Raw genomic sequence first — 26840 nt, forward strand, 5'->3', positions numbered from 1 at the left:
CACCACAATGGATTTCCTTTGTTCTATCATGCTTTCGCATTGGCTATATTTATACCACAAATATGAGGTAAAAAGTGACACAAATACTGCAAACAGAGCAGGCATTGTTGCATTGGATAAATTCTTCCACTCAGTTTAGATGTCAGAAAATAGAAATGATTTTTGGCGATGCCAGTTTTCGCCGCTATTTTCGTTTTTGGGATGAAACAAGTAATACTTCTATTATAGCTGTAGATGCCCCGCCAGAATTTGAAGACAGCACAAAGTTTGTCAATCTCGCACAAGCGTTGTTGCAGCATCACGTCGTTGTTCCAAAAGTCCTTGCGCACAATGCTAAAGACGGCTTTTATTGTTTACAAGACTTTGGCGATCGGCAGTTTAGCCAAGCTCTGCGCTCAGACAATATCGCAACATTATACGCTCAAGCTCTTACCCAAATCCCAGCAATTCAGAGTTGTACTTCAGTAAACGGGCATTCGCTACCGCTTTACGACGATGAATTGCTCGAAAAAGAAAAATATATTTTCACCCATTGGCTTATCGATGTGCATTTAAACATCAAGCTTTCCAAAAGCCAACAGGCTATGCTCGACAAAGCATATGATTTTTTACACCAGGTATTTAAATCTCAGCCTCAAGTGGGTGTGCACCGAGATTTTCATAGCCGCAATTTAATGATATTAAGTAATGACGATATCGGTGTAATTGACTTTCAAGATGCCGTGATTGGCCCGATTACCTATGATGCGGTGTCGTTATTGCGGGATTGCTACTGTAAATGGCCCCAGCAACAGATAACATCAATATTACAACAATTTCACCAGCAATTTTATGCACAATATAAGTGGCAGGATTTTTTGTTTTGGTTTGATTGTGCTGGCTTACAAAGACACCTCAAAGCCAGCGGTATTTTTTGTCGGCTTTTTTATCGAGACGGTAAAGACGGTTATTTTAATGATATTCCCCGCACTCTCGAATATATTCTTGAGGTGGGTAAGCACTATGCGGAATTGTCAGAATTGATTGCTTTCATACAAACTAGCGTCAAGCCTCGTCTGTTGGAGAAAACTAAGTGAAAGTTGCCATGATATTAGCTGCCGGTAGAGGCGAGCGCATGCGTCCACTAACAGACCATACGCCAAAGCCTCTTCTTGAAGTTAAGGGTCAACCCCTTATTGAATATCATCTAAAAAAATTAGCAGCGGCCGGAATTGAACATGTAGTGATTAATCATGCGTGGTTGGGCGAGCAAATTGTGGCATTGTTAGGAGATGGTAGTCGTTACAATTTGAGTATTCATTATTCTGCCGAACCTGAGGCTTTAGAAACAGCGGGCGGTATAGTTAAGGCGCTGCCATTGCTGAAATCCTTGTTAAAAAATCAGCGTTATTTCACTGTCATAAATGCTGATATTTATACCGATTTTGACTTTAACTTACTTCCTGATGATTTAAATGAGACTAGAGGACATTTGGTTTTAGTTAATAATCCCCCACATAACTTAAAAGGTAACTTTGATTTAAACGATCACCTTGTAGTGCGTAAGCAGCATAATCAATTCACCTTTAGTGGAATTGCCGTTTATGATATGGCTTTATTCGCTGAATTGAGCCAGAAAAAACGACCACTGGCACCATTGTTGTTTGAACTTGTTGAAAAAAGTCAATTGAGTGGTCAACAACATCAGGGAATATGGTTTGATATAGGTACACCGCAACGTTTAGACGAAATTAATAGGATGGAAAGGTAATAATGCCAATTTGGGGAAAAGTGTTAGGAACTGTATTTGGGTTTATGTTCCGTGGCCCAATTGGAGCAGTGATTGGATTTATAATTGGGCACCTTTTTGATAAAGGATATAGCCGAGATTTCAATCAAATGGGGGGATTTAGTCGCTTTTTTACCAGTCAAGATGAGTTGAAATCACAAGCCATTTTTTTCCATGCATTGTTTTCACTCATGGGCCACATTGCGAAGGCTGATGGGCAGGTTACGGATTCTGAAATTCGCATGGCTACTGCCCTTATGGATCAAATGAATCTTCAAGGGGATACGCGTAAAGAAGCACAACAAGCGTTTCGAGAAGGAAAAGCGAATGATTTTCCAGTAGCTGATGTACTGCGTGAATTTAAAGCATCGTGTCACGGTCGACGTGACGTTTTACAAGTGTTCTTAGAAATTCTCATTCAGGCGGCGTTTGTTGATGGTAAATTAGATAAAAAAGAACAACAGTTATTAGAAACCGCTGCGCACCATTTAGGCTTTAAACAACATGAATTGCTGTATTTGTTGTCGATGTACGAAGCAGAGATTCGTTTTCGCAGTGGTCAGGGCAGCAGCAGAGGGGGAAATCACTCACATTCGCGTCAGTCTGGATATTCTCAGCAACAATCTTTGCAAGATGCCTACAAAATTTTAGGTATCAGCGACAAAGATGATACGAAAACGATCAAAACAGCATATCGCAAATTGATGTCTGAGCACCATCCAGATAAATTGGTTTCAAAAGGATTACCAAAACAAGCTATCGAGATTGCCAAAAATAAAGCTCAGGATATTCAATCGGCGTATGACTTGATTAAACAAGTGAAAGGATTTAAATGATATGCAGCCATTCCGGCTAAGTTTTTTGAAGGTTTTGTCAACTATCTTCCTGATTGGAGGTGGCTTGACCGGGTGCGTAACTAATCCGGGGAAGCATACAGAAGATATGGAACCTCGTATTTTTCTCGATTATGAAACTTCGAGTATGCAACCGGATCAAGTTTATTGGTTGCAGCAAATTAATCAATTTTTCTTAGCTGATGTTGACTCTGTTCTTACACCTTACACAGAAATGCTAAAAACCTTGAATAATTGGCCAGAAGAAGAGTTTTGTACTGACGAACATACGCAAAATATTCAACGCACATTAGTATTAAACAACACCAGTCTAATGGCATACAGAATGGGATTGCATTGCGCAACTTTAGCTGGAAATGAGTTAGAGATAGCAGACCTGAAACAAAAAATAGACGCCATTTCTGCGCTGCTATTGCAATCAGGGAGTGGTGAGACTCCCCAAGATGCTATAAAAATAAGAGATTTGTATGAAGCGCAAATTATCTTCAACTGGGCCGGTATCAGCGTGTTTGATATGGAAATGGTGCGGTTGGCCAATCAAGTGGTATATAAATTACATACCATCGACATGCAGACTTCCGGATATTCCATTTATTACGTTGAAAATGCAGAATATTTCGCCCGAAAACGAGATCATTGGTTACCGCAAAATGGAAAAAGTAAACAGTTAGCTAAATTACAAATGGAAAACCGTTTTGAAACCGGAAGTGTTGCCGCTTTTCTTTGGCAATTTGATAACTGGCTTAAAAACGATAACCCTGATTTAGTCATTCAATCCTTAGAAAAATCAGAGAATCTTGGCGCTGTTGCTTCCGTTGCGTTGGCTTATGCCTATTTACATAAACAAAATACCGCTGCGTTTGAATATCAAATTGATGAGTTGTTGACGTATTCTGAAAATGGTTTTGTTGAAGCAAGTGCCGCGCTTGGTCAATACATGCTTAAAACGGGAGATCCGTTTGAAATTAATGAAGCTGCTCAACTTTATAAATTTAACATCAAGAACCTTGGCGCTGAAGAAGCTACGTTTTCTTGGTTAGATGGTTTTTTAAATCAGCCCAATGATAGTCAACAATTTGATTTGTTGCTGGATAACTTAGATGACGAGTATTTTAGATATTGGCGCAGCGCTATTAATCGTTACAACACAACATTTGGCTTAATAACCCCACTGGTTAATCAAAAACTAACTTATTTGCTAAAACGCTTAGGTGCACGCTATCCGCAAGCCAAGCTAGATTATGCTTATGTGTTATTAAACGGTGGCTGGAACAATCAGCAAAACCTGCAAGGCGGATTAGATATCCTGGTTGAGTTGGCGAATCAGGGTTATGCAAGAGCGCAACTAGACTACGGCATTATTCATACTTTCGGTCGCTATGGACTACCTGTAGACCGTGAACAGGCTTTTCATTGGTATCAACAAGCTGCCCAGCAAGGTGATCAAAACGCACTGTATAATATTGGCTTGGCTTATCGATTTGGGCGAGGGGCCGAGCGAAATTTATCATTGGCAATTGATTACTTTCAGCAATCGTTCAATGCCGGGTTTCAGTTAGCCGGATGTCGATTAGGTGATCTTTTGGCCGACGAAGAAGAACAAAGAAACTACCAATTGGCGGCACGCTTCTATACACAAGTGATAGAGGATCCTGAAAGTAGTCCTATTGAGGTGGCAAACTGCGCCTACGGTTTAGCCTTTGTCGAAATTGACTATTTCAACAATATTCCCGAAGGTTTACTTCGTTTTAAACAAGCCGCTGAATTAGCTGATAAAGACGCTCTGTTTGAATTAGGCAATATTTATCGTGATGGTGTTTTGGTTGACAAAGATATTCAACAATCCATCGCATACTATACAAATGCTATCAATCTAGGCAGTTATCGAGCGGCGACAAATCTAGGATATTTGTACGAGCAAGGCGATAGTATCGCGGTCGATAAGAAAAAAGCATTAGAGCTTTATCAGTTTTCAGCTGAAGGCGGCAATCCCTCAGGGCAGAACAATTATGCCACTTTTTTGCGAAATGGAACCGAGGTCAAACAAGATTTAACTTCTGCTATCGAGTGGTATCAGAAGTCGTTACAACAAGGCAATGCCTATGCCGCTGAGAACCTTGCAGATTTGTACTATTTTGGTGAATTAGACGAACCTGAGTACGCTTTAGCATGCGATTATTATGAAAAGGCCGTTGAATTAGGCGCCGAGCATGTATTGTACGATGTGGGCTATTGTTATTTTTATGGTGAAGGACGTGAAAAGGATATTCAAAAAGGACTGCACTTCTTTGAACTAGGAGCAGCTAATAAGGACCAAAACGCTCTCGTGGAATTAGGATTCATTTATGCTAGCGGAGAAGATGTAGACAGTGACCCGATTAAGTCAGAAGCTTATTATCTAGTTGCTTATGGCATGCAAAATCCTGAAGCTGCGTATGGTCTTGCTAAACTACATGAATCAGAAAAAGGCGGTAAAAAGGACTTGGTTTTGTCCACCGTTTATTATGAGCAAAGTGCCAAGTGGGGGTTAGTAGAAGGTATGATTGCCACGGCTAATGCTTACATTAAAGGGCTTGGTACCAAGTCAGATCCGCAAAAAGCAAAAAAGTGGCTGAAAAAAGCGATGGAAAAAGGTTCAGAAGAAGCCAAATTGATACTTAAAAACTTACCCTAAATTTCAAGTCGAGGAAGTATTAATTGGCGAATCCAGATAATCATCTAACTTTAATTGAAACTTTTATTGATTCACTTTGGATAGAAAAAGGATTGAGTGAACATACGCTTAACGCTTACCGTTCGGACCTGATTAAATTTAGTGACTATTCAGTTAAAAATATAGCTAACTTTGAGATTTGTCAGTTTAGCAAATCTGATTTAGATATGTATTTAGCTCATCAATATGATGCGGGCATGTCGGAGCGCAGCATTGCTCGTTTTTTAAGTAGTTTGCGCATGTTCAATATATTCCTTATACAATCCAAGTTTCGCGATGATGATCCGATTGCACAAATGCGCAACCCTAAACTGCCGCAATCTTTACCTAAAACGCTAAGTGAAGAGCAGGTCGACGACTTGTTAAATGCCCCAAATATTGATAACCCAGTTGAATTTCGAGATAAAGCGATGTTGGAGGTCTTATATGCAACCGGATTGAGGGTATCTGAGTTAGTGTCTTTGCGGATGGAGCAAATGGGTCTTCAACAAGGCGTGATTCGCGTAACCGGTAAGGGAAACAAAGATAGATTGGTTCCCCTTGGTGAAGAAGCAATCGAGTGGTTGTTGAAATTTATAAAACTAGCTAGACGAAATTTATTAAAAACAGAGTCAGATATAGTCTTTCCAAGTAAGCGCGGGGTTATGATGACACGTCAAACCTTTTGGCATAGGATTAAATATTATGCCACTGTCGCCGGTATTGAATCCCATTTATCACCGCATACATTACGACATGCTTTTGCTACGCATTTACTAAACCATGGTGCGGATTTACGAGTGGTACAAATGTTATTAGGGCATAGTGATTTGTCGACCACGCAAATATATACCCATGTTGCAACGCAACGTTTACAAATGTTGGTTGAGAAGCACCATCCGCGTGGCTAAACGACGCTTTCGCAAACGCTTAGTAACAAAAAACTATGCTACCGTATAGCTGAGATGGATTGGATTACAACGCCATTCGTTATAGACTAGTCGTCAATCTGGAAAGGCAAAAATTTCACCGTATATATGCAATTTTTTGCTCATAGTGTAGGTCTATACACTAAGTAAACTGAGTGAAAAAGCGTTAATCAATAGGAAGGTAAATGAAAACTTGGATAAAAGCACTGATTTCTGTAATAGCATTAAGTGTTATTGCTGTTTCAGCCATTGCAATGATGAAAGATAAACCAGAATCGACAGATAAAGCGGATTCTGAAAAAGTAGTTAGCAAAGAGCAAACGCAAAAAGTTATTGCTCAACAAAAAACTCAATCGGGTTTATCTGATTATGCGGGTGCAAAACGGAAATTAGAGAATGTATTAGGGCTAAAAGTTTATGCCATAGGTGATTCCCCAGTTCCAGGTTTGGTGCAAGTGTCAACCAACCAAGGCTTATTCTACACAAGTGAAGATGGGAAATATCTTGTCAGTGGTCGAATTTTCAATGTTGATGCTGGTATGCGCAATGAAACCGATGTGACATTATCAACGCTACGTTTAGAAGGGATTTCCGATTTTTCTGACGAAGATGTAATTGAGTTTAAAGCAGAAAATGAACAGTATGTTGTGAATGTTTTCACTGATATAACGTGTGGATATTGCCGTAAGTTGCATCGCGAAATGGAAGACTACAACAAAAATGGTATCACTGTGCGCTATTTGGCTTATCCTCGTGGCGGTCTTAATAGTAAAGCCTATTTAGATATGGTGTCTGTATGGTGCGCGGATGATAAACAAGAAGCGTTAACCGCAGCAAAATCCGGGGATTCTGTTGAAGGTATGAGTTGTGAAAATAAAGTCGCCGATGAATACGCTTTTGGTATGCGGATTGGGGTTAATGGAACACCCAATATCATATTGCCAAACGGTTCATTAATTGGTGGCTATATGCCAGCTGAGGCGTTATTACAAAAATTATCAGAGATATAATTTGGGAAAAAGCTCGAAACAATAAGTTTCGAGCTTTTTTGATTTGAAGCCATTCCCGCCAACTGCAAGTAGCCACACCTTATGTCCGCAAAAATAATCCGCCGTAAACCCGTTTCAGATGTGCATTTATCAGAATTCTCTCAGCCCATAATTCGACAGATTTTTGCCGCTAGAGGAATCGAGTCTCTTAGCCAATTAGATAAACGCGCTAAGTCACTGTTGCATTATCAAGGGCTCGCGGGTGTACAAGCCGCTGTTGAAGTGCTTTTTGATGCATTGCAACGTCAATCCAAAATAATCATTGTTGGCGATTTTGATGCGGATGGAGCGACCAGTACGGCGTTAACTATGTTGTGTCTTACAAAAATGGGAGCTGTAGGGCATGAGTATCTTGTTCCCAATCGATTTGATTTTGGTTATGGCTTGAGCCCAGAAATAGTTGATGTTGCGTTTCAGCAAGGCGCACAACTGATCATCACAGTTGATAACGGCATTGCGTGTTTAGCAGGTGTGAATCGAGCAAAAGAACTCGGCATAAAGGTTGTCGTTACGGATCACCACTTAGCCGCGGAGCAATTGCCAAAAGCTGATGCTATTGTTAATCCGAATCAACCTGGTTGTGAATTTTTATCCAAACATTTAGCCGGTGTAGGCGTGGCTTTTTATCTCATGTTAGCGCTGCGAAACCATCTTAAAAACATGCATTGGTTTACCCAAAAAAACTTACCTGAGCCTAACCTTGCTGAGTTTCTGGATATTGTTGCATTAGGCACGGTTGCTGACGTGGTGCCTCTAGATAGTAATAACAGGGTCTTGGTTTACCAAGGTCTGCAACGAATTCGCAGTGGTAAGTGTCGTCCCGGAATTACTGCGCTGGTAGAGGTTGCAAACAAAAACGCAAAAACGATGGTTTCTTCTGATTTGGGCTTTGTACTTGGGCCTAGATTGAATGCCGCTGGTCGGCTTGATGATATGTCACTTGGCATAGAGTGTTTACTCGCTGATGATCCTACCAGCGCACGAAAGATGGCGGTGGAGTTAGATTCACTCAATAGAGAGCGCCGAGAAATCCAACAGTCCATGCAAGATCAGGCATTAGCTAATTTAGAGAGTTTGCAACTAGACGACGAACAATCAAAGTCTGGCATTGTGGTTTATCAGCCCGACTTCCATCAAGGTGTGATTGGTATTGTCGCGGGTAAGATCAAAGAAAAATATAACCGACCTACCATCGCGTTTGCGCATCAAGATGACAATACGCTTAGAGGTTCTGCACGGTCAATTGAAGGACTACATATCCGTGATCTATTAGAAGAAATTCATAGTCGTTATCCTGATGTTATCGTAAAGTTTGGTGGGCACGCTATGGCGGCGGGTTTGACCATTAATTTTGAACAGTTTACAGCATTTAAAAATGTGTTCGAGCAAGTTAGCTTTGAATTGTTAAAAGATCGCGACTTAAGTGGTCAGATTCTTAGTGATGGCGAATTGACAGAGCAAGAATTTTGCTTGGATTTTGCTCAGCAACTTAAAGATGCCGGACCATGGGGACAGAGCTTTCCAGAGCCGATTTTTGACGGTGTTTTTAAGCCCATTGAGCAAAAATTGTTGGGAGGCAAACACTTAAAGATGTTGTTGAAACATCAAAATGGCGTGTTAATCGATGCCATCGCATTTAATATCGACCCACAGCTTTGGCCTAATTCAGCATGTGAACAAATCCATATTGCCTACAAACTAGATATCAATGAATTTAGAGGTAGGGTAAGTTTGCAGTTAATGGTTGAAGCACTTGAACCAGTAACAATCTAACTTGGGCGTGTGTAAACGCCCAAAAACGTGATTTTGTCGATTCAGGTAATCAGGTTATTTATCTTTGAAAAAATCTTGTTGCTGTTGTGCCAACATCGCTTCAATATCTTCTATATCAGGTAATGTTTTATTCGCATTTTCATCATACGTGCTGGTTGATATTACCTTTTCTTCGTTTGACCATTCACCTAAATCAATGAGTTGGCAACGCTTACAACAAAAAGGTCGGAATAAATTTTTATCATTCCATTCTACTTTTTTTTTACACGTGGGGCAGGATACTTCCATCTTTCTATTTTCTCTTAACAACTAGCGATATTAAATTGTATTGCTTCACTAACCTGGCTACTGCCATTTTCTTTGGCTGTAAATAACATAAATCGTATTGCATAACGGTATTTGTTGCCACTTAACATGGGATAATATCCCTCGTCAGTTGCACTTTGGATACGTATTAGTTCACTTTTATCGTCAGCAATTCCTTGGTAAAAACCATTTTCGGCAGTTATCTCCATAAACCGTCCTCTTTCCCGTAAAAAAGCCAAGGTGATATCTATAGCTTCATTAATCAGGTCAAATTCGTGTAACCAAATAGCGATGTCTTTGCGGATAATATCTAAAGGTTGTTTTATCCAATAGTGCAGATTAGGCAAATCAAAACTACAGGTTCCACCCGGGATTGAGAATCGTTGTCTTATTGAAGATAAAAATTTATCTTCTTTTAAGCTCACACCCACTTTTTTAGAATGTTTTAACTGATCACGTAGTCGAAGTATTTTTTGCAATGCCGCCTGTAAAGCTTCTGAATCAATTTTTGGATGCTGTGACCAAAACACTAAGTTTTTTTCATGAACCTCAATATCTTTCAAAATATCATTTCTAATGTCTAGCCTTTCTAACAGGTCGAGCAGGGTAAACAAAGCCTCGAAAAAACTCATAAATTGCCAATCTTGCTGCGCTTGAGCGCTTTGTTTGAGTTGAATAAACAGCTGTTCAAGACGCAAATAGGTCCTGACTTTTTCGTTTAATGGAAACTCATAAACAGCTAGTGACATTGATTATCCTAAAGAAATTACACGCAGACAGCAGGTTATTGCTTATCAATTTTTTGGTTATGAACGCAGTATACCGAAATTGTAAAACAGTTGATTGAAAAATATTTACATGAACGATATTAGAACTACACAGTAAAATGCAGATGATTTCAACCCTAACAGAACAAATCTGATACCGCAAAAAGAAAAAGCTGTTCTTTCTGCTTCAGTAAATTAGCCTAAGATGGTTGGTTGTTTCGATAGAGTGAGGTATCGCTGATGTAGTTTTTCGACTTGCGTCTTCAGGCTTTCAAAAGAACCATCATTGTTAATTATGTCATCAGCGTGGTTGATACGGTTTTCTCTGTTGGATTGATTAGCCATTATACTTTGAATCTGTTTAATAGATTGTTGATCGCGATTTGCAGCACGTTGTAATTGAATATCTTCACTCACATCCACCACCAAAACTCGATTCACCATAGCCATCATATTATTTTCAATCAGCAAGGGAACCGCAAGAATACAATATGCAGATGTAGCTTGTTGTAATTGATGAATCATCCGCTCACGAATTAACGGGTGAAGTAGGTTATCCAGCCACGTCTTTTTGGCAGGATCAGTGAATACGATTTGTCTCAAATGTTGGCGATTTAAATTTCCGTCAGCTAATAAAGATTCGCTACCAAATTTCTGTTCAATCAAATGCAATGCCGGGCTGTCGGGCTCAACTACCTGTCTAGCCACTATATCTGCATCGATAATATCTATGCCTAGCTCGGCAAACATATTCGAGACGGCTGTTTTTCCACTGCCGATTCCACCTGTTAATCCAATCACAAATTGGCTCATGCGATTGCCCAGTTCCAGTACCAATCGGCAATGTTTTTTCCGTAAATCAAGGTTAACCAGCCAGCAATGGCTAAATATGGACCAAATGGTATCTGGCTGCCTTTGTCTTTACCCTTAATCAACAAATAGCTGATACCAATGATTGCGCCTACAAAAGACGATAGCAAGATGATAATTGGTAAGTATTGCCAACCTACCCAAGCTCCCAAAGCGGCCAATAATTTAAAATCACCGTACCCCATGCCTTCTTTGCCAGTCAGTAATTTAAACAACCAATAAACTGACCATAGACTAAGGTAGCCAGCCGCAGCACCGAGAATGGCATCTATGGGACTTACAAATAGGCTGGTGGTGCTTAGCAACAATCCTAACCACAAAACAGGCAGTGTAATTTGGTCTGGTAGCAACATTTTATCAATATCGATAAAGATTAATGCGACTAAACACCAGGTTAGAAAAACGGCTGCGAGTGCTTGCCATCCAAAACCAAAGTGCCAGGCAATTGCTAAACTCGCGATTGCGGTTAGAAACTCTACTGCCGGATAACGTGCAGATATGGGGTTTTTGCAATTGCTACATTTTCCCTTAAGAAAAAGCCAGCTAATTACTGGAATATTTTCCCAGGCTCTAATTTTGTGTTGGCATTTCGGGCATGTTGAGTCTGGTTTGATTAAATTAAATGTCTCTTCAGGGGTTGAGTCAATAGAATCTGGGTGGAAAAATTGTTGGTACTCTTGTTTCCAGCCACGTTCCATCATTACCGGCAATCGATAAATAACAACATTTAGAAAACTGCCAACCAATAAACTGACAATAAATACAAAACTAAGGAAAAAAAGGGGAGACTCGGCTAACAGCTCAAACATCGCAGGCATAATTAAGTACTTTATTGTGTTGAGAAAATATTTTGATGATAGCTTGCCAGAAAAGTGATTGGGTAGAAACCTTTCAAGCAAGCATTATTTATTATTTCTGACGATATTAAACCACATTACCCATCTGGAATATGGGTAAATACATGGCAACAATCAAACCACCTATGACTACACCTAAAACCGCCATGATCATTGGTTCAAGTAAACTGGTGAGACCATCAACCATATCGTCAACTTCTGCTTCGTAGATAGTCGCGATTTTGCTTAGCATGTCATCCACAGCGCCAGACTCTTCACCAATCGCAATCATTTGTGTCACCATGTCAGGAAACACACCAGTTGCACGCATGGCAGTGTTCATTTGCATACCACCTGCTACTTCACGCTTGATAAATAATATGGCATCTCTGAAAACGGCGTTACCTGAAGCGCCTGCAGCAGAATCAAGCGCCCCGATTAGCGGCACACCCGCCGCAAATGTAGTGGAAAGCGTGCGGGTAAACCGTGCAATTGACGCTTTTTTCAAGATTTCGCCTATCACTGGAATTTTTAGCACTTTTTTATCCACGCTATCGCGTAGGTTTTTGGATTTCTTATGGGCTCGGAAAAACAGCACTGCAGCCGTTGCCACACCTGCTGCTATGAAAATGCCATAATCTTGCACAAATTGTGAAATGGCCAAAACAAAGAGTGTAAATGCAGGTAACTCAGCCCCAAAACTACTAAAAATCTCTTCAAATTGCGGTACTACGAACACTAATAAAATTGTAGTTACTATAAACGCGACGACTACCACGGCAATGGGGTAGAACATAGCTTTTTTAATCTTGGATTTTAGTGCTTCGGCTTTTTCTTTGTAAGTCGCGATCCGATCGTAAATGGTTTCCAAAGCACCGGATTGCTCACCAGTTTCAACTAAATCGCAATATAAATCTTCAAATTGGTCAGGGTGTTTTCGTAGCGCACTAGACAATGGATTACCGGCTTTCACCTCATCCGCTATCTCAGTCAGCATTCGACGCATGCTTTGTTTAGAATGTCCCTGAGCTATCATATCGATAGTTTGAATTAAGGTTACACCAGCACCTAACATAGTCGCGATTTGCCGCGATACTACACTGATGTCTTGGGCTTTAACTTTGTCTTTTTTACCAAATAAAGGCTTAGCTACTTTTTTTACTTTGGTGGCAGAAACGCCTTGACGGCGTAGCATATTCTTTGCCTCAGACAAAGTAATGGCGCTAATCTCGCCTTTGCGCTGGTGTCCTTTCTTATCGACACCGCTCCAAGTGTACATTTCTGCAGTTTTAGCCATAGTGAAACCTAGTTACATTAATGTTGAGACGAAAAAGCCCAGGTAACCTGGGCTTTAAATCATTATATTCTAGCTATTTTTAACTATTAGCAAAGTGTAGTAGGGTTACATGCTGCTGCCCACTCAACACGACCACCGTTTAGCGTTGGAGTCAAAGTGAAAGTAGCACTTGCTAAAGATGAACCATCAGACTTAAATGTAGATACGATTACACCGTCAGTGGTTGATAAGCCGTTAACTGTAGCAGAAGTAGTAATATCAGTTGGGATACCGCTTGAACCACCGTCACAAGTAGTCAAAGCATTGTTTACCTGAGCACAAACCTCAACTGCTGACTTAGCTGCTGCTGTAGCGTTGGTAATTTCAGAGAATTTCGCTTTATCAGTGTAACCTTGATATGCAGGTAATGCTATTGCTGCAAGAATACCGATAATCGCAACAACGATCATCAATTCAATTAGTGTAAAGCCTTTGTTGTTTGTCATTTGAGTCATTTTCATGGTATTAATCTCCTGCACTTTATGGGTGCGATTTAAGTTACTGTAAAATAGTTAGTTAAGTTGTTTATGCCAAAACTACTTATGCGTTAAATGGCGTCCTCGTTGAATTCATAATCAGTATAGAACGAGTTTTGTTACTGACAAGTATGCAGAAATATACTCAAGTCTTTTTCGTCAAACAAACTTACCATATGTAATTCAGTAACTAATTGATTCTAAGGGATAAATCAATGGATTTGACATCCTTGGTAATAGCCCCAGATGAGACAAAATCTATACCAATACCCCGTAAATTCTGTAGTTTTTCACTGGTTATATTGCCAGAAACTTCTAGTTTTACAGATTTATTGTTGATCAAAACCGCTTGACTCAGCATTTCTTGATTGAAATTGTCTAACATCACGATATCAGCCTTTGCATTTATTGCTTGTTTGAGTTCTTCAAGGCTTTCAACTTCAACTTCAACTTTCGCATTGGGCTTATTTTTTTTAGCTTGTTTAACTGCATTGTCAATTGAGCCGCAAGCAAGTATATGGTTTTCTTTTATAAGAAAGGCATCAAACAACCCAATACGATGGTTATCGGCACCAGCGCATTTAACTGCATATTTTTGTGCTAAGCGCATACCGGGAATCGTCTTGCGGGTATCTAATAAAGTAATGCCACTACCTTTTAATAAATCAACATATGCTTTAGTTGTCGTAGCGGTGCCCGATAGGGTTTGTAAAAAGTTAAGTGCTGTGCGCTCTGCGGTGAGTATTGAGCGTGCTGAACCAGATAGTTCGCAAAATACCTTATTGGCTTCACAAAGATCGCCGTCATTATATAGCCAGTTAACTTTTATATCTGGATTCACCTGCTTAAATGTTTCGGTTGCCCACAAGGTGCCACATAAAACACAGTCTTCTCTGGTCAGAATTGAAGCCGTAACCATGACATCATCGTTAATTAAGGCTGCGGTAATATCCCCTTCATTGGGCCCTAGTCCATTTAAATCTTCGTCAAGCGCGCGCTCAACGTCTAACTGTATTTGGTTTTGATTCATGTTTATTTCGCAATAGTTATTAACTTGCAGGCACAAGTTTAAAAAATTTCGTTTGTTATAAGCGCAATATAAGCCAATCGCCCCGTTGCGTGAATTCCAACTGTTTCAATACACTCATACCTAATAGTATTTCATCGCTTAACATGCCAGGATTGATACTGGCACGCACATCATTAAGTCGAATTGAACCTAGGTCTAATTGGTCTATGTTGGTTTGAGCAACAGTAACATTGCCATTCGCAGTAGAAGCTGTGTATCGAGCACCAGCCACTAAACCCAATTCGCTGGCTATGTGAGCTGGCACAGACACATTGGTAGCGCCAGTATCCAACAAAAACGTTACTGGCTGCCCATTTATTAAACCGCTAGCCACGTAATGTCCCATTCGGTTGCGCTTTAATTTTACTTCAGCTGAACCGTTAAGTATTTGGCTTTGTGGGTTTTGATTGGGATTATTTTGTTTTTCTAATTTATCGCTGAAAAAAGCAGTCAATAGCAACAAGCCTACAATCCAAAAGGCAACAAACATCCATTTTCCAATTTTACTGGAGTTTTCGGCAGGCGATTGATTTTGTTCCATTGTATACCCTGTTATGCTACTTCGTATGACGCTATTCAACTAACAGCTATTTTTATATATGGTCACAGACACCAGATTACAAATTAATACCGGCTGGCTCTCTTGTGCAAAACGTTCTGAATGCGATCACTTTGATTGCCGACCAATAGAACATGATATCAGTCTGCTGGTAATCCACAATATTTCATTGCCTCCAGGCGAATTTGGCGGTCCTCATATTGTTGATTTTTTTGCAGGTAAACTTCAGCCAGACCATCATCCATTTTTTGAACAAATTTACCAAATGCGCGTGTCATCACATCTTTTAATTCGTCGCGATGGGGAAATAGTACAATTTGTTGGTTTTGAGCAAAGAGCATGGCATGCAGGTGTATCATCTTTCCAAGGTCGTACCAGATGTAACGATTTTTCCATTGGCATTGAGCTGGAAGGAACTGATAATGACGCTTATAGTGAAGCACAATATAAATCGTTAGTTCATGTTACTAAAGTGATTATGCATAACTACCCCGCAATAAGTTTGGGTCGAATTGTGGGGCATAATGATATTGCACCTGGTCGAAAGACTGATCCCGGTAGCAGTTTCGATTGGGCTCAATACAGACAACAACTTGGGTAAGTTTTAAGTTCGTGGTCGCTATATTTTATCGTTAACTTATGTACCGCAAATTCGAATAATAAAAGGAATAACAATGACGTTAATCAGCTTGATTGTGGTTTTATTGGCAGAACGCATAGCCACGCAGTCTAAGTATTGGCAAGAGAGTTTTTATAATCAGTTGTATCACGGCTTTTTAATCCGCAAAAATATTCTTTCTGAGGATATGTCGGATGCAACTTTTTTAGCCGTCGTTATCGTGCCTGCATTGATTCTTTTTTTACTCCTTAGTAGTGTCGATAATGGGTTAATAAGATTAGTTTTAGATACAGCAATATTAATGGTTTGTATTGGTTGTCCACATTTAAGAGATTTATATAAGTGTTATTTGCAAGCTGCCAATCGAGGTGATTTTCAGGCTTGTTCAATGTATGCAGATCAGATTGGACATAGCGGAGACACGTCAAGCTCCTTCGGTCAAATGTTGGTGTGGCTGAATTATCAACATTATGCTGCAGTTATCATTTGGTTCGCAGTTCTAGGTCCTGCTGGTGCGGTTTTATATGTGATGGCCAGAAGCGTTAACGTGCAATTTCAAAATGAATTTTCAACTGAATCGGCTATCGGCCAAAAAATAATGTTTGTTTTAGATTGGGTACCCGTGCGAATTACGGCATTAGGACTATTATTAATGGGCCACTTTTCTCGCGCAATTCCAACCTGGTTAAAATATTTATCAGATGCCGGCGCCTCGGCTAAAAAGGTATTGACGGACGTGGCCGATGCGGCTGAGGACATTGATGTAAACGAAGAAGATTATACCGAGGAGCCATGTACGTTTGTTCGACTTGCCAAACGGAATGTGATGTTTTTAGTTGTAGTCATTTCAGTTTTATCACTTTCTGGTTGGATCAGGTAACTATATCCAAACTTGGTCATAATTGAGCTTAATGGTCTGACCACGACATCTAAGCCTTTGAAAACAAGCTTTTTAACAATCATCGAAGGTTTTTAACAGCGCCAATAACAATGTTTTTCTGGATTAAGGTTTACCAATCCAGCGAACTAGTCTAATCTATTAGGTTAAATGGTCTTACCAATTTGCTTTTTTGCAGCGTGGCGAAACAAAATTCGCCACTAAAGTCGCATCGTTGGAGCCAATTGTTGATTAGAGGATACACTCGCGATTATGCAACGCATACAGTCTAGAAAACTTTCTGATGTGATCACTGAGCAATTAGAATCGATGATCATTGAAGGGCGTTTGTTAGCGGGTCAGAAGCTGCCTCCAGAGCGCGAACTAGCTGAAAAATTTGCCGTATCTCGGCCGTCTTTACGTGAAGCAATTCAGAATTTGGAAGCGCGTGGATTATTGTTGCGTAAACAAGGCGGTGGCACTTTTGTAAAACGCAACCTGACCGCTTCAGTAACTGATCCTCTTCTCGATCTTATTGCCAAACGACCTGAAACCCAATTTGATTTGTTGGAGTTTCGGCATGCTTTAGAAGGTATGGCTGCTTATTACGCTGCACTGCGAGGTCAGCCAGAAGATTATTTGATATTAAAACAAGCGCTTTCCTCTATTTCAGAATTATCCAAGCATGAAGACAAAACGGATTTATCAAAAGCTTTAGTCGAGTTTTACCTTGCTATGGCTATGGCGTCGCATAACTTGGTGCTGGTACATGTCATGCGCAGTTTAAAATCAATGTTGCAAGAAAATATTAAAGCGAACTTTGAAATGTTAGCAATGAGTGATGACGTCACTGAAACCATTCATTTACAACGTGAAAAAATACTAGCTGCTATCGTGTCTCGCGATCCGGAAGCGGCTAGACAGGCTAGTAATGAGCATTTAGCGTTCATTGAAGATACGCTATTAGAAATTAATCGTAAGGATACGAGAATTCAACGAGCACTACGAAGAATCGAAATACAAAAATAATCCTATTGACAATATTATGTTGTCTTTAGATGTAATTAACTTACTGGATTAGAAAGGAAAAGTTGTGAATTTACGCTACTCTTTATGTTCTTGTTCAGTAAATTTATCTTTAAACTAACTAAAGGAAAGCACCATGGCTGATATGATGCATCCGGATGTGGATCCACAAGAAACCCAGGAATGGATAGAAGCACTAGACGCTGTACTTGAAGAAGAGGGGGTTGAACGCGCCCATTTCTTATTGGAAAGCTTGATAGAAAAAGCGAGACGCAATGGCGCACACTTGCCATATACGGCGACTACTGCTTACATCAATACCATTCCTGCGGGTCAGGAACCGACTATGCCGGGCGATCAAACGATTGAGGCTAAGATTCGTAATGCCATTCGTTGGAACGCGATGATGATGGTTTTACGTGGTTCTAAGAAAGACTTAGAACTAGGTGGGCATATTTCAAGTTTTGCATCTTCAGCGATGTTATACGATGTGGGCTTCAACCATTTTTTCCGCGCACCAAATGATAAAGATGGTGGTGATTACCTTTTTGTCCAAGGTCACGTTTCTCCAGGCATTTATTCTCGCGCCTATATCGAAGGCCGTTTATCTGAAGAACAACTAGATGGTTTCCGTCAAGAAGCAGATGGAAAAGGTGTATCTTCTTATCCACATCCTAAGTTGATGCCAGATTTTTGGCAATTTCCTACCGTATCTATGGGTCTTGGACCTATGCAGGCTATCTATTTAGCCCGCTTCCTGAAGTACCTAACAAACCGTGGGCTGAAAGATTGTTCAGAACAGCGCGTTTGGTGTTTCATGGGCGACGGCGAAGTGGATGAGCCAGAAAGTTTAGGAGCAATTGGTCTTGCTTCAAGAGAAGGCCTAGATAACTTAACCTTCGTGATCAACTGTAACTTACAGCGTCTTGACGGACCTGTGCGTGGTAACGGTAAAATCATTCAAGAACTCGAAGGTACGTTCCGCGGTGCTGGCTGGGAAGTGATTAAAGTCATTTGGGGTCGCTATTGGGATCCATTACTTGCACGCGATACATCAGGTAAATTACTTGATGTTATGAACGAAACGGTTGATGGTGAATATCAGAACTATAAAGCCAAAGGCGGTGCCTACACGCGCGAAAACTTCTTTGGTAAGTATCCTGAATTGAAAGAAATGGTTGCAAACATGTCAGATGAAGATATCTGGCGTTTGAATCGTGGTGGACATGATCCAGTCAAAGTATATGCAGCATATAAGCGTGCTTCTGAAACTCAAGGTCGTCCACAAGTCATTTTAGCGAAAACCGTTAAAGGATATGGTCTTGGTTCAGCGGGTGAAGGTAAGAATATCGCTCACAACGTTAAGAAAATGGACATCGATGCCGTTCGTCAATATCGTGACCGTTTCAATATCCCTGTTTCAGACTCTGATCTTGAAAACTTACCTTATTACAAGTTTGATGAAGATAGTCCTGAACTAACTTATTTGAAAACACGCAGAGAAAAGTTGTTTGGCTATATGCCACAGCGTTTAGCTGATAGTACTGAAGATTTACCAGCAATCCCGTTAAAATCGTTTGAAGCGATAACCAAAGGTTCTGGCGAGCGTGAAATTTCTACTACTATGGCATTTGTCCGAGTGCTAACAGTTATGCTTAAAGATAAGCAAATTGGTGGTCGTATTGTGCCAATTATTCCTGATGAAGCACGGACATTTGGTATGGAAGGTCTATTCCGTCAAGTGGGTATTTATTCTAGCCAAGGTCAAAAATACGTTCCTCAAGATGCTGATCAAGTTGCGTATTATCGTGAAGATAAAAAAGGTCAAGTGCTGCAAGAAGGAATTAACGAATTAGGTGCTATGGCATCTTGGTTAGCCGCTGGAACTTCATACTCCACGAATAACTTACCGATGATTCCAGTCTATATTTATTACTCTATGTTTGGTTTCCAGCGTGTGGGTGATATGGCATGGGCAGCTGGTGATAGCCAAGCAAGAGGATTCTTGGTCGGTGGTACAGCAGGGCGAACAACCCTAAACGGTGAAGGTTTACAACACCAAGATGGGCATAGCCATGTACAAGCAGCGCTTATTCCAAATTGTGTGACTTACGATCCAACTTATGGTTATGAAGTAGCCGTTGTCGTTCAAGACGGTTTACGTCGCATGGGCGAAAATCACGAGAACGTGTTTTATTATCTAACCGTAATGAACGAAAACTACGTTCAGCCAGAAATGCCCCAAGGTGCTGAAGAAGGCATAATTAAAGGTATTTATTCGCTAGAAAAAGTCGGTACTGCGAAGAGTAAGAAAAAAGTTAAATTGCTTGGTTCAGGTACTATCTTGTTGCAAGTTCGTGAAGCCGCACAGTTGCTAAAAGACAAGTTCTCTGTTGCATCAGAAGTCTTCAGTGTGCCGTCATTTAATGAATTGGCGCGCGACGGTTTGGATTGTGAACACTTCAACATGCTTAACCCAGACAAAAAAGCCAAAGTGCCGTATATCACTACTGTGCTTGAAGCCGGGTTTGAAGGTCCTACAATTGCAGCGACCGATTATGTTAAGAACTACGCTGACCAAGTACGTGCATTCGTTCCTGGTCAATATAAAGTGTTAGGAACTGATGGTTTTGGACGTTCTGATAGTCGTCCTAATCTACGTCATCACTTTGAAGTAGATGCGAAATTTATCGCCCTAGCTGCGCTCACTGAGTTGCATAAAGCCGGTGATATAGATAAGAAAGTGCTAACTGAGGCCATCAAAGAGTTTGGAATTGATGGTGATAAACTTAATCCGCTTTACGCTTAATTGGGAGGATTCAAAATGTCAGATTTAAAAGATGTATTGGTCCCCGATGTGGGCGGAGAAGAAGTTGAAGTTATCGAGATTTGTGTTTCTGTTGGTGAAGATGTCGAAGCTGAAGCCGCACTGCTCACAGTAGAAAGCGATAAGTCGAGCATGGATATTCCTGCTCCTTTTGCAGGTTCTGTATCGGATATTCTGGTTAAAGTTGGTGACAAAGTTAGCCAAGATACCTTGATAATGAAACTTTCAGCAGCGGGAGAATCTTCTAGTGATTCCAGTTCTGACGACTCAAAAGCAGAGTCACAGGAAGCGCCACAAGAGAAACCGCAAGAAGCCAAGCAAGCTAGTGCTGGTAAAGTGATTGAAGTGAAAGTGCCTGATATCGGTGGTGACACGGATGTTGAGGTTATCGAGGTACTCGTTGGTGAAGGCGATAAGATTGATGCTGAAACGGGATTAATTACGCTAGAAACCGATAAGGCAACAATGGATGTACCGTCACCTTCAGCAGGTGTGGTGAAATCTCTTAAAATTAAAGTCGGTGACAAAGTGTCTGAAGGCTCTTTGATTCTTGAACTGGAATCTGAAGGATCATCCGGTTCTGAGTCTTCAGAAGAAACTGCGTCTTCTGAACCCGCTCCAGCGAAACAAGAATCTGCACCACAAGAAGAAACTGTTGCAGAAGAAGCTGATTCGGGTGAAGAAACGACATCAGTCATTGACGTAAAAGTGCCTGATATTGGTGGTGATACTGACGTTGATGTTATTGAAGTTTTAGTTGCTGAAGGCGACGAAATTGAAGCTGAAGCAGGCTTGGTAACATTAGAAACAGATAAAGCCACAATGGATGTGCCTTCTCCAAAAAGCGGTACGGTTAAGAGTGTTGAGCTTAAAGTCGGCGACAAAGTGTCTGAAGGTACTTTGGTGATTACATTGGAAGTGACCGAAAAATCGGCACCCAAAGCAGCAGCTCCAGCGAAGCAAGAATCAGCGTCTGCTCCTGCACCAGCAAAAGCACCCACTGAAAGCACGCGAAAGCCACCGGTTCCGCATCATCCTTCTGCAGGCGACAAAAAACCAAGTGGTAAAGTGCATGCTTCACCTTCGGTGCGTCGTTTAGCAAGAGAATTTGGGGTGGATTTAACCCAAGTCAACGGAAGTGGCCCTAAAAATCGTATCTTGAAAGAAGATGTGCAATCTTTTGTTAAGTACGAGTTGTCGCGTCCTAAGATGACAGCTGGTTCTTCAGTCGGTAGCGGCTCAGGTGGATTGCAAGTTATCGCGCCACCTAAAGTGGATTTTGCTAAGTTCGGTGAAGTCGAAGAAGTACCACTCACTCGAATTCAGAAAATTTCTGGGCCAAATCTGCACCGAAACTGGGTCACTATTCCTCATGTGACACAATTCGAAGAAGCAGATATTACGGAATTGGAAGCTTTCCGCAAAGAGCAAAACGTACTCGCTGAAAAACGTAAACTAGGGGTTAAAATTACACCTTTAGTATTTATGATGAAAGCGGTAGCGGATGCGTTAAAGGCTTATCCGGTATTCAACACATCATTGTCTGAATCCGGTGAATCTCTAATCCAGAAAAAATACTACCACATAGGTATCGCGGTAGAGACCCCAGGTGGACTGGTTGTTCCTGTGGTTCGTGATGTGGATAAAAAAGGTATTATTGAACTTTCTAGAGAGCTAACAGAGATCAGCATTAAAGCTAGAGACGGTAAACTCAAAGGGCCGGATATGCAGGGCAGTTGTTTTACTATTTCTAGTTTAGGCGGGATTGGTGGAACAGCATTTACACCGATCGTAAATGCACCAGATGTGGCTATTTTAGGTGTTTCAAAAAGTGAGATGAAACCTAAATGGAATGGTAAAGACTTTGAACCAAGATTGATGTTGCCTTTATCATTGTCTTACGATCACCGTGTAATTGATGGTGCTGTAGCAGCGCGTTTTGCGGTCCACTTAAGTAGTGTACTTGCAGATTTACGCCAGATACTAATGTAGTAGGTCACACTTTGTGTGCGCTACCATTGAATGTGGTAGCGTACACGGTTTAAACATTTTTATACGATGAGTCATACTTTTCTTTGCTAACAGTCTTATGCAAAGGTAGTATTTTACAAATCTGTCAGAATAGAATTCGAAATTTGAGGTCATAATGAGCGAAATTAAAACTCAACTGGTTGTGCTAGGTGCAGGACCTGGTGGATATTCAGCAGCGTTTAGAGCAGCTGATTTAGGTATTGAGACAGTCATCATTGACGCCCGTGACACGTTAGGTGGTGTGTGCTTGAATGTTGGTTGTATTCCATCTAAGGCATTGTTGCACGTCGCTAAAGTAATTGATGATGCAAAAGAAATGGCGTCACACGGTGTGGTATTTGGCGAGCCAAAAATTGATTTAGATAAAGTACGTGGATGGAAAGATAGCGTTGTAGGGCAACTTACGAAAGGCTTATCAGGCATGTCTAAAATGCGCAAAGTCAAATTTGTACAGGGTTATGGTAAGTTTACCGGCTCGAATACGATTGAAGTAGAAGGCAAAGACGGCAAAACTACGATTTCTTTTGACAACGCTATTATCGCAGCCGGCTCAGAACCTGTTTCACTACCGTTTATTCCTAGTGATGATGAGCGCGTAATTGATTCAACTGGCGCATTGGAAATGAAAGATATTCCTGAAAAAATGCTAGTGCTAGGTGGCGGTATTATTGGTTTGGAGATGGGAACGGTATATCGTTCACTAGGTTCACAAATCGATGTGGTTGAGTTTTTAGATCAATTGATTCCTGCAGCTGACAAAGACGTCATTAAGATTTATCAAAAATATGTAAAAGATAAATTCAACGTCATGTTAGAAACCAAAGTAACTGCGGTTGAAGCGAAAAAAGACGGTTTGTATGTGACCTTTGAAGGTAAACAAGCACCTGCAGAGCCAGTTAAATATGACAAAGTATTGGTAGCTGTAGGACGTCGTCCAAATGGTAGCCTTTTGGATGCTGATAAAGCTGGCGTGAAAGTAGATGAGCGTGGCTTTATTAATGTTGATAAACAAATGCGTACCAACGTTAGCAACATTTATGCGATTGGTGATTTAGTCGGTCAGCCAATGTTGGCGCACAAAGCGGTTCACGAAGGACACGTTGCAGCGGAAGTTATTGCTGGTAAGAAACATTTCTTCGATCCTAAATGCATTCCTTCAGTAGCGTATACTGATCCAGAAGTAGCTTGGGTTGGATTAACCGAAAAAGAAGCAAAAGAGCAAGGTGTAAGCTATGAAACAGCATCTTTCCCTTGGGCTGCTTCGGGTCGTGCGATTGCTTCTGGACGTACTGAAGGTATGACTAAAATGATATTTGAGAAAGACACTAACCGTGTAATCGGTGGTGCAATTATTGGTATCAACGCGGGCGAAATGCTGGGCGAAATTGGTTTAGCGATTGAAATGGGAGCAGATGCAGAAGACGTTGCTTTGACTATTCATGCGCATCCAACGCTTAACGAATCAATTGGTTTAGCCTCTGAGATTTTTGAAGGTAGTATTACCGACTTGCCTAATCCAAAGGCAAAGAAAAAGTAATTAACTTCTTTAGAAGATAACTATATGAGATGCCAGTCTGTTTACAGACTGGCATTTTTTTATGATTAGAGTTGGGTTGCTAATACACTCAGCGCGATTGATCGTGTATAAATATAGACTGGAATAGGCTAAGTTAGTTTTTTAACCTTCAAATGGAGACAAACATGGAGCATGAAATTCAAGGTAGTTGTTTGTGTGGCAAGGTCAAATGTGCTGTGAAAGGACCATTTACGCGCTTTTATCAATGCCATTGTGATCGATGTCAAAAGAAAACCGGCTCTGCTTTTGCTTCTTTGATATTTACCACACCAGATAAAATACGTTGGGTAAGTGGCGAGAACAACATCAAGCGTTTTGATCTGCCAAAGGCGGTACGTTTTAGTAATGTTTTTTGTACAGACTGTGGATCACAAGTACCGTATTTGAGTCGTGATGGCAGCATGTTGTGCATTCCGGCGGGGTTCTTAGATGGTGATCCTAAGATCGTGCCTCAAGCAAATATATTTTGGGAAGAGAAATTCCCTTGGTACGAAGCTGGTCAAGACGCGGTAAAGTATCAACAGTACCCTGAATAGTACGCGCTATTTCGCCAATCTGGACGCATGGGTGTACACTTAAGAAAAGTCATCATTTTTGTAGAAAAACAGTTATCGTGGATCAGCTCGAGTTTTTTGACATTCCTAGTCCTTGCATCGGTGTGTGCCAATCTGGTAAGAATGGTTATTGCTCTGGTTGTTTTCGAAGCAGGGAAGAAAGGTTATATTGGCATCAAACATCCGCGTATGCCAAGCGTGTTATTATCAAAGCCTGTCAGCGCCGCAAGGCTATTTCTCAACGTAAAAATAACAGTGATAGTGGTCAAACTATTGCCAAGCAAACCGACTTGTTTGACAACTAAAGTATAATTTATCGTGCGATATTAGCGATACCACTTATTATTTGCTCCCAAAGTGGCTCAGGTAACGTATGAGCCATGCCTTCAAGAATCATTAACTCAGACCCCTGAATGGCTGATGCAGTTGCAATTCCACAAGCAACAGGAATAAGTGGATCTTGGTCTCCATGGATAACCAACGCGGGCAATGTTAGTTGCTTTAGTGCTTGAGTTCGGTCAGGAGAAGCTAAAATAGCGCACACCTGTCGCCATATCCCTTTCGGATAAAACGAACGTTCTCTGGCTAACTGTAAAAAGCTCCCCACTTTTTCTTTATCAAAGTAGTAGTGTGTTCCATTTAATAATTGCCACAAATTCAATGCGTACTGCAGATATGCTTCGGGATCTTTGGGAGCCGGTTTCATCACTTTTAATACAACTGATTTTTTGGGTTTGGGCAATGAAGGATCACCGGTTGTTGACATGATAGAGGTTAAACTGAGTACGCGTTCGGGAAAATCGATTGACATGCACTGGGCAATCATGCCACCCATTGATGCACCAACCACATGACTTGCTTGAATATTAAGATGATCTAAAAGTGCAACAGCATCGGCAGCCATTGTGTGTAAATCGTATAAAACCTCTAGTTTTTTACCAAACAATTGATTAGCAGCAACTGAAATTATTGAGGGGACCTTTTGACCTCGCAACATGGTACTTCTACCTATGTCGCGGTTATCAAAGCGGATCACCCAGAATCCTTGATCCACTAATTTTTGGCAAAATCCTAGATCCCAGTGAATCATTTGAGTCGCTAATCCCATAATGAGTAATAGCGGCTTATTATTTGGATCACCAAACGTCTGGTAACATAAGGAAATGCCGTTTACTTCGGCAAATTGTTCTTGGTTAATGTGTGAATCTATCAAACTAGGCCCTGTCTGGATTTGGATAAAGAATCTTATGTAATGTGTTATCTCGGAAAGGCTGCCATTGGCCCTGTTTTTGTGCCAGACGATTAGCAATAATCCACAACACCTGCGCATTGTGACCTAATCCCATATGACTACCTTTTACTTCGATGTTTTCGGATAAAGCGTGGTTTTCTTCAATATTATTTATACATGCCTGCCAATGAGCAACCCCGTCGCTGCGTGAAAAGATGGCGGAGTTCGGTACTGTTGGCGGTGGAATTAGTCGTGAAACAGCGTCTGGCTCGCGTTTGCTCAAATCGCCATTTATCATTTCAAACATCTTAGCGGCTAGGGGAGCAGAACCTTGTGGACCATTGAACGGACTGCCTAACGATATTACCTGACGAATACAGTCTGGAATAGCGCGCGCTATCTCACGGGCTAAAATGCCGCCTAGACTCCATCCAATTAAACTAACCTTGCTATTATGTTTAACGTGAAGCTCAATCACTTTATTTAATAGCTCATCACTAACGATATGTTTTCCGCCGACTATATGTGTCCCCAAATTACGTCCCAAACCCCAACCAACAGCAGAATAACGCTTCATTTTAAGAAAAGTACGTAGTGGTTTGGTTGATATATCAGAGGCAAGAAAACCGGGGATGACCATTACCGGATGTTTATCACCGCGCGGAGCTTGTAATAGTAAAGGCAATAAAAAACTAGTCGCGCCTAACTCCAGCAATGCTCTACTTTCGGTTAGCATATGACGTTTTTTGGGACGTAAGCTGGGTATCTGAGTTATTTCATTAGCCATACAAATTCTCTGTCAGGTAAATTTCACT

Annotated in this window: 25 protein-coding genes; 15 read left to right on the plus strand and 10 right to left on the minus strand. The window is 40.9% G+C overall.

Features of this window, described 5'->3' with window-relative positions:
• Positions 1–74 precede the first annotated feature (74 nt).
• From GLIP_RS02470 to recJ, 7 genes are all read left to right on the plus strand, one after another.
• The gene (locus tag GLIP_RS02470) at positions 75–1076 is read left to right on the plus strand and encodes an aminoglycoside phosphotransferase family protein (RefSeq protein ID WP_008842978.1); all 1002 of its coding nucleotides are present in this window, start codon (positions 75–77) and stop codon (positions 1074–1076) included.
• 8 nt (positions 1077–1084) lie between these two features.
• Positions 1085–1750, plus strand: coding sequence for an N-acetylmuramate alpha-1-phosphate uridylyltransferase MurU (gene murU / locus GLIP_RS02475; protein ID WP_040521697.1), 666 nt, complete (start codon positions 1085–1087; stop codon positions 1748–1750).
• Positions 1751–1752: 2 nt separating this feature from the next.
• On the plus strand, positions 1753–2604 hold the full coding sequence (gene djlA, locus GLIP_RS02480) for a co-chaperone DjlA (RefSeq protein WP_008842980.1): 852 nt from the start codon (positions 1753–1755) through the stop codon (positions 2602–2604).
• Between the two features lie 64 nt (positions 2605–2668).
• A complete protein-coding gene (locus tag GLIP_RS02485; RefSeq protein ID WP_161602033.1) occupies positions 2669–5296 on the plus strand; it encodes an SEL1-like repeat protein in 2628 nt (875 codons plus the stop codon).
• Between the two features lie 23 nt (positions 5297–5319).
• Positions 5320–6225, plus strand: coding sequence for a site-specific tyrosine recombinase XerD (xerD, locus tag GLIP_RS02490; RefSeq protein ID WP_008842982.1), 906 nt, complete (start codon positions 5320–5322; stop codon positions 6223–6225).
• 203 nt (positions 6226–6428) lie between these two features.
• The gene (gene dsbC / locus GLIP_RS02495) at positions 6429–7253 is read left to right on the plus strand and encodes a bifunctional protein-disulfide isomerase/oxidoreductase DsbC (RefSeq protein WP_008842983.1); all 825 of its coding nucleotides are present in this window, start codon (positions 6429–6431) and stop codon (positions 7251–7253) included.
• Positions 7254–7334: 81 nt separating this feature from the next.
• A complete protein-coding gene (gene recJ / locus GLIP_RS02500; RefSeq protein ID WP_008842984.1) occupies positions 7335–9065 on the plus strand; it encodes a single-stranded-DNA-specific exonuclease RecJ in 1731 nt (576 codons plus the stop codon).
• Between the two features lie 54 nt (positions 9066–9119).
• On the opposite strand, the gene yacG is transcribed toward recJ, so the two are convergent.
• The 8 genes from yacG to GLIP_RS02540 all read right to left on the minus strand — a co-directional run bounded on the left by yacG (position 9120) and on the right by GLIP_RS02540 (position 15266).
• Positions 9120–9353, minus strand: a complete 234-nt coding sequence (gene yacG / locus GLIP_RS02505) for a DNA gyrase inhibitor YacG (protein WP_008842985.1) — start codon at positions 9351–9353, stop codon at positions 9120–9122.
• A gap of 14 nt (positions 9354–9367) precedes the next feature.
• Entirely contained in the window at positions 9368–10120 is a 753-nt protein-coding gene (gene zapD, locus GLIP_RS02510; protein WP_008842986.1) for a cell division protein ZapD, read from the minus strand.
• Between the two features lie 213 nt (positions 10121–10333).
• The gene (gene coaE, locus GLIP_RS02515) at positions 10334–10951 is read right to left on the minus strand and encodes a dephospho-CoA kinase (RefSeq protein ID WP_008842987.1); all 618 of its coding nucleotides are present in this window, start codon (positions 10949–10951) and stop codon (positions 10334–10336) included.
• Complete coding sequence (locus GLIP_RS02520) at positions 10948–11826, minus strand: prepilin peptidase (protein ID WP_008842988.1); 879 nt, start codon at positions 11824–11826, stop codon at positions 10948–10950. The genes coaE and GLIP_RS02520 overlap by 4 nt, the downstream gene beginning before the upstream one ends.
• A gap of 106 nt (positions 11827–11932) precedes the next feature.
• Entirely contained in the window at positions 11933–13141 is a 1209-nt protein-coding gene (locus tag GLIP_RS02525) for a type II secretion system F family protein (RefSeq protein ID WP_008842989.1), read from the minus strand.
• 86 nt (positions 13142–13227) lie between these two features.
• Positions 13228–13641, minus strand: coding sequence for a pilin (locus GLIP_RS02530; protein WP_008842990.1), 414 nt, complete (start codon positions 13639–13641; stop codon positions 13228–13230).
• Between the two features lie 205 nt (positions 13642–13846).
• A complete protein-coding gene (nadC, locus tag GLIP_RS02535) occupies positions 13847–14692 on the minus strand; it encodes a carboxylating nicotinate-nucleotide diphosphorylase (RefSeq protein WP_040521701.1) in 846 nt (281 codons plus the stop codon).
• Positions 14693–14741: 49 nt separating this feature from the next.
• On the minus strand, positions 14742–15266 hold the full coding sequence (locus GLIP_RS02540; protein ID WP_008842992.1) for a retropepsin-like aspartic protease family protein: 525 nt from the start codon (positions 15264–15266) through the stop codon (positions 14742–14744).
• A 58-nt stretch (positions 15267–15324) separates the two neighbouring features.
• On the opposite strand from GLIP_RS02540, the gene ampD reads away from it, so the two are divergent.
• The 8 genes from ampD (at position 15325) to GLIP_RS02580 (ending at position 25099) form a co-directional block, all read left to right on the plus strand.
• On the plus strand, positions 15325–15885 hold the full coding sequence (gene ampD / locus GLIP_RS02545) for a 1,6-anhydro-N-acetylmuramyl-L-alanine amidase AmpD (RefSeq protein ID WP_040521684.1): 561 nt from the start codon (positions 15325–15327) through the stop codon (positions 15883–15885).
• A gap of 73 nt (positions 15886–15958) precedes the next feature.
• Positions 15959–16783 (plus strand): beta-lactamase regulator AmpE, encoded by an 825-nt coding sequence (gene ampE, locus GLIP_RS02550; protein ID WP_008842995.1) that lies wholly within the window; start codon positions 15959–15961, stop codon positions 16781–16783.
• 270 nt (positions 16784–17053) lie between these two features.
• Positions 17054–17809: a pyruvate dehydrogenase complex transcriptional repressor PdhR gene (gene pdhR, locus GLIP_RS02555; RefSeq protein WP_008842996.1), complete on the plus strand. Its 756-nt coding sequence runs from the start codon at positions 17054–17056 to the stop codon at positions 17807–17809.
• Between the two features lie 133 nt (positions 17810–17942).
• Complete coding sequence (aceE, locus tag GLIP_RS02560; RefSeq protein ID WP_008842997.1) at positions 17943–20615, plus strand: pyruvate dehydrogenase (acetyl-transferring), homodimeric type; 2673 nt, start codon at positions 17943–17945, stop codon at positions 20613–20615.
• Between the two features lie 15 nt (positions 20616–20630).
• Positions 20631–22625, plus strand: coding sequence for a dihydrolipoyllysine-residue acetyltransferase (aceF, locus tag GLIP_RS02565; protein WP_008842998.1), 1995 nt, complete (start codon positions 20631–20633; stop codon positions 22623–22625).
• Between the two features lie 154 nt (positions 22626–22779).
• Positions 22780–24201 (plus strand): dihydrolipoyl dehydrogenase, encoded by a 1422-nt coding sequence (lpdA, locus tag GLIP_RS02570; RefSeq protein WP_008842999.1) that lies wholly within the window; start codon positions 22780–22782, stop codon positions 24199–24201.
• 164 nt (positions 24202–24365) lie between these two features.
• Positions 24366–24776 (plus strand): GFA family protein, encoded by a 411-nt coding sequence (locus tag GLIP_RS02575; RefSeq protein WP_008843000.1) that lies wholly within the window; start codon positions 24366–24368, stop codon positions 24774–24776.
• A 77-nt stretch (positions 24777–24853) separates the two neighbouring features.
• The gene (locus GLIP_RS02580) at positions 24854–25099 is read left to right on the plus strand and encodes a DUF1289 domain-containing protein (protein WP_008843001.1); all 246 of its coding nucleotides are present in this window, start codon (positions 24854–24856) and stop codon (positions 25097–25099) included.
• Between the two features lie 8 nt (positions 25100–25107).
• Here the strand turns inward: GLIP_RS02580 and GLIP_RS02585 are convergent, their stop codons facing one another.
• Both GLIP_RS02585 and GLIP_RS02590 read right to left on the minus strand, forming a co-directional pair.
• Positions 25108–26007 (minus strand): alpha/beta fold hydrolase, encoded by a 900-nt coding sequence (locus tag GLIP_RS02585; RefSeq protein WP_008843002.1) that lies wholly within the window; start codon positions 26005–26007, stop codon positions 25108–25110.
• Position 26008: 1 nt separating this feature from the next.
• Positions 26009–26812, minus strand: coding sequence for a lipase family protein (locus tag GLIP_RS02590; RefSeq protein ID WP_008843003.1), 804 nt, complete (start codon positions 26810–26812; stop codon positions 26009–26011).
• Positions 26813–26840: the final 28 nt, after the last annotated feature.

This window comes from Aliiglaciecola lipolytica E3, from assembly GCF_000314975.1.
Lineage (GTDB): Bacteria > Pseudomonadota > Gammaproteobacteria > Enterobacterales > Alteromonadaceae > Aliiglaciecola > Aliiglaciecola lipolytica.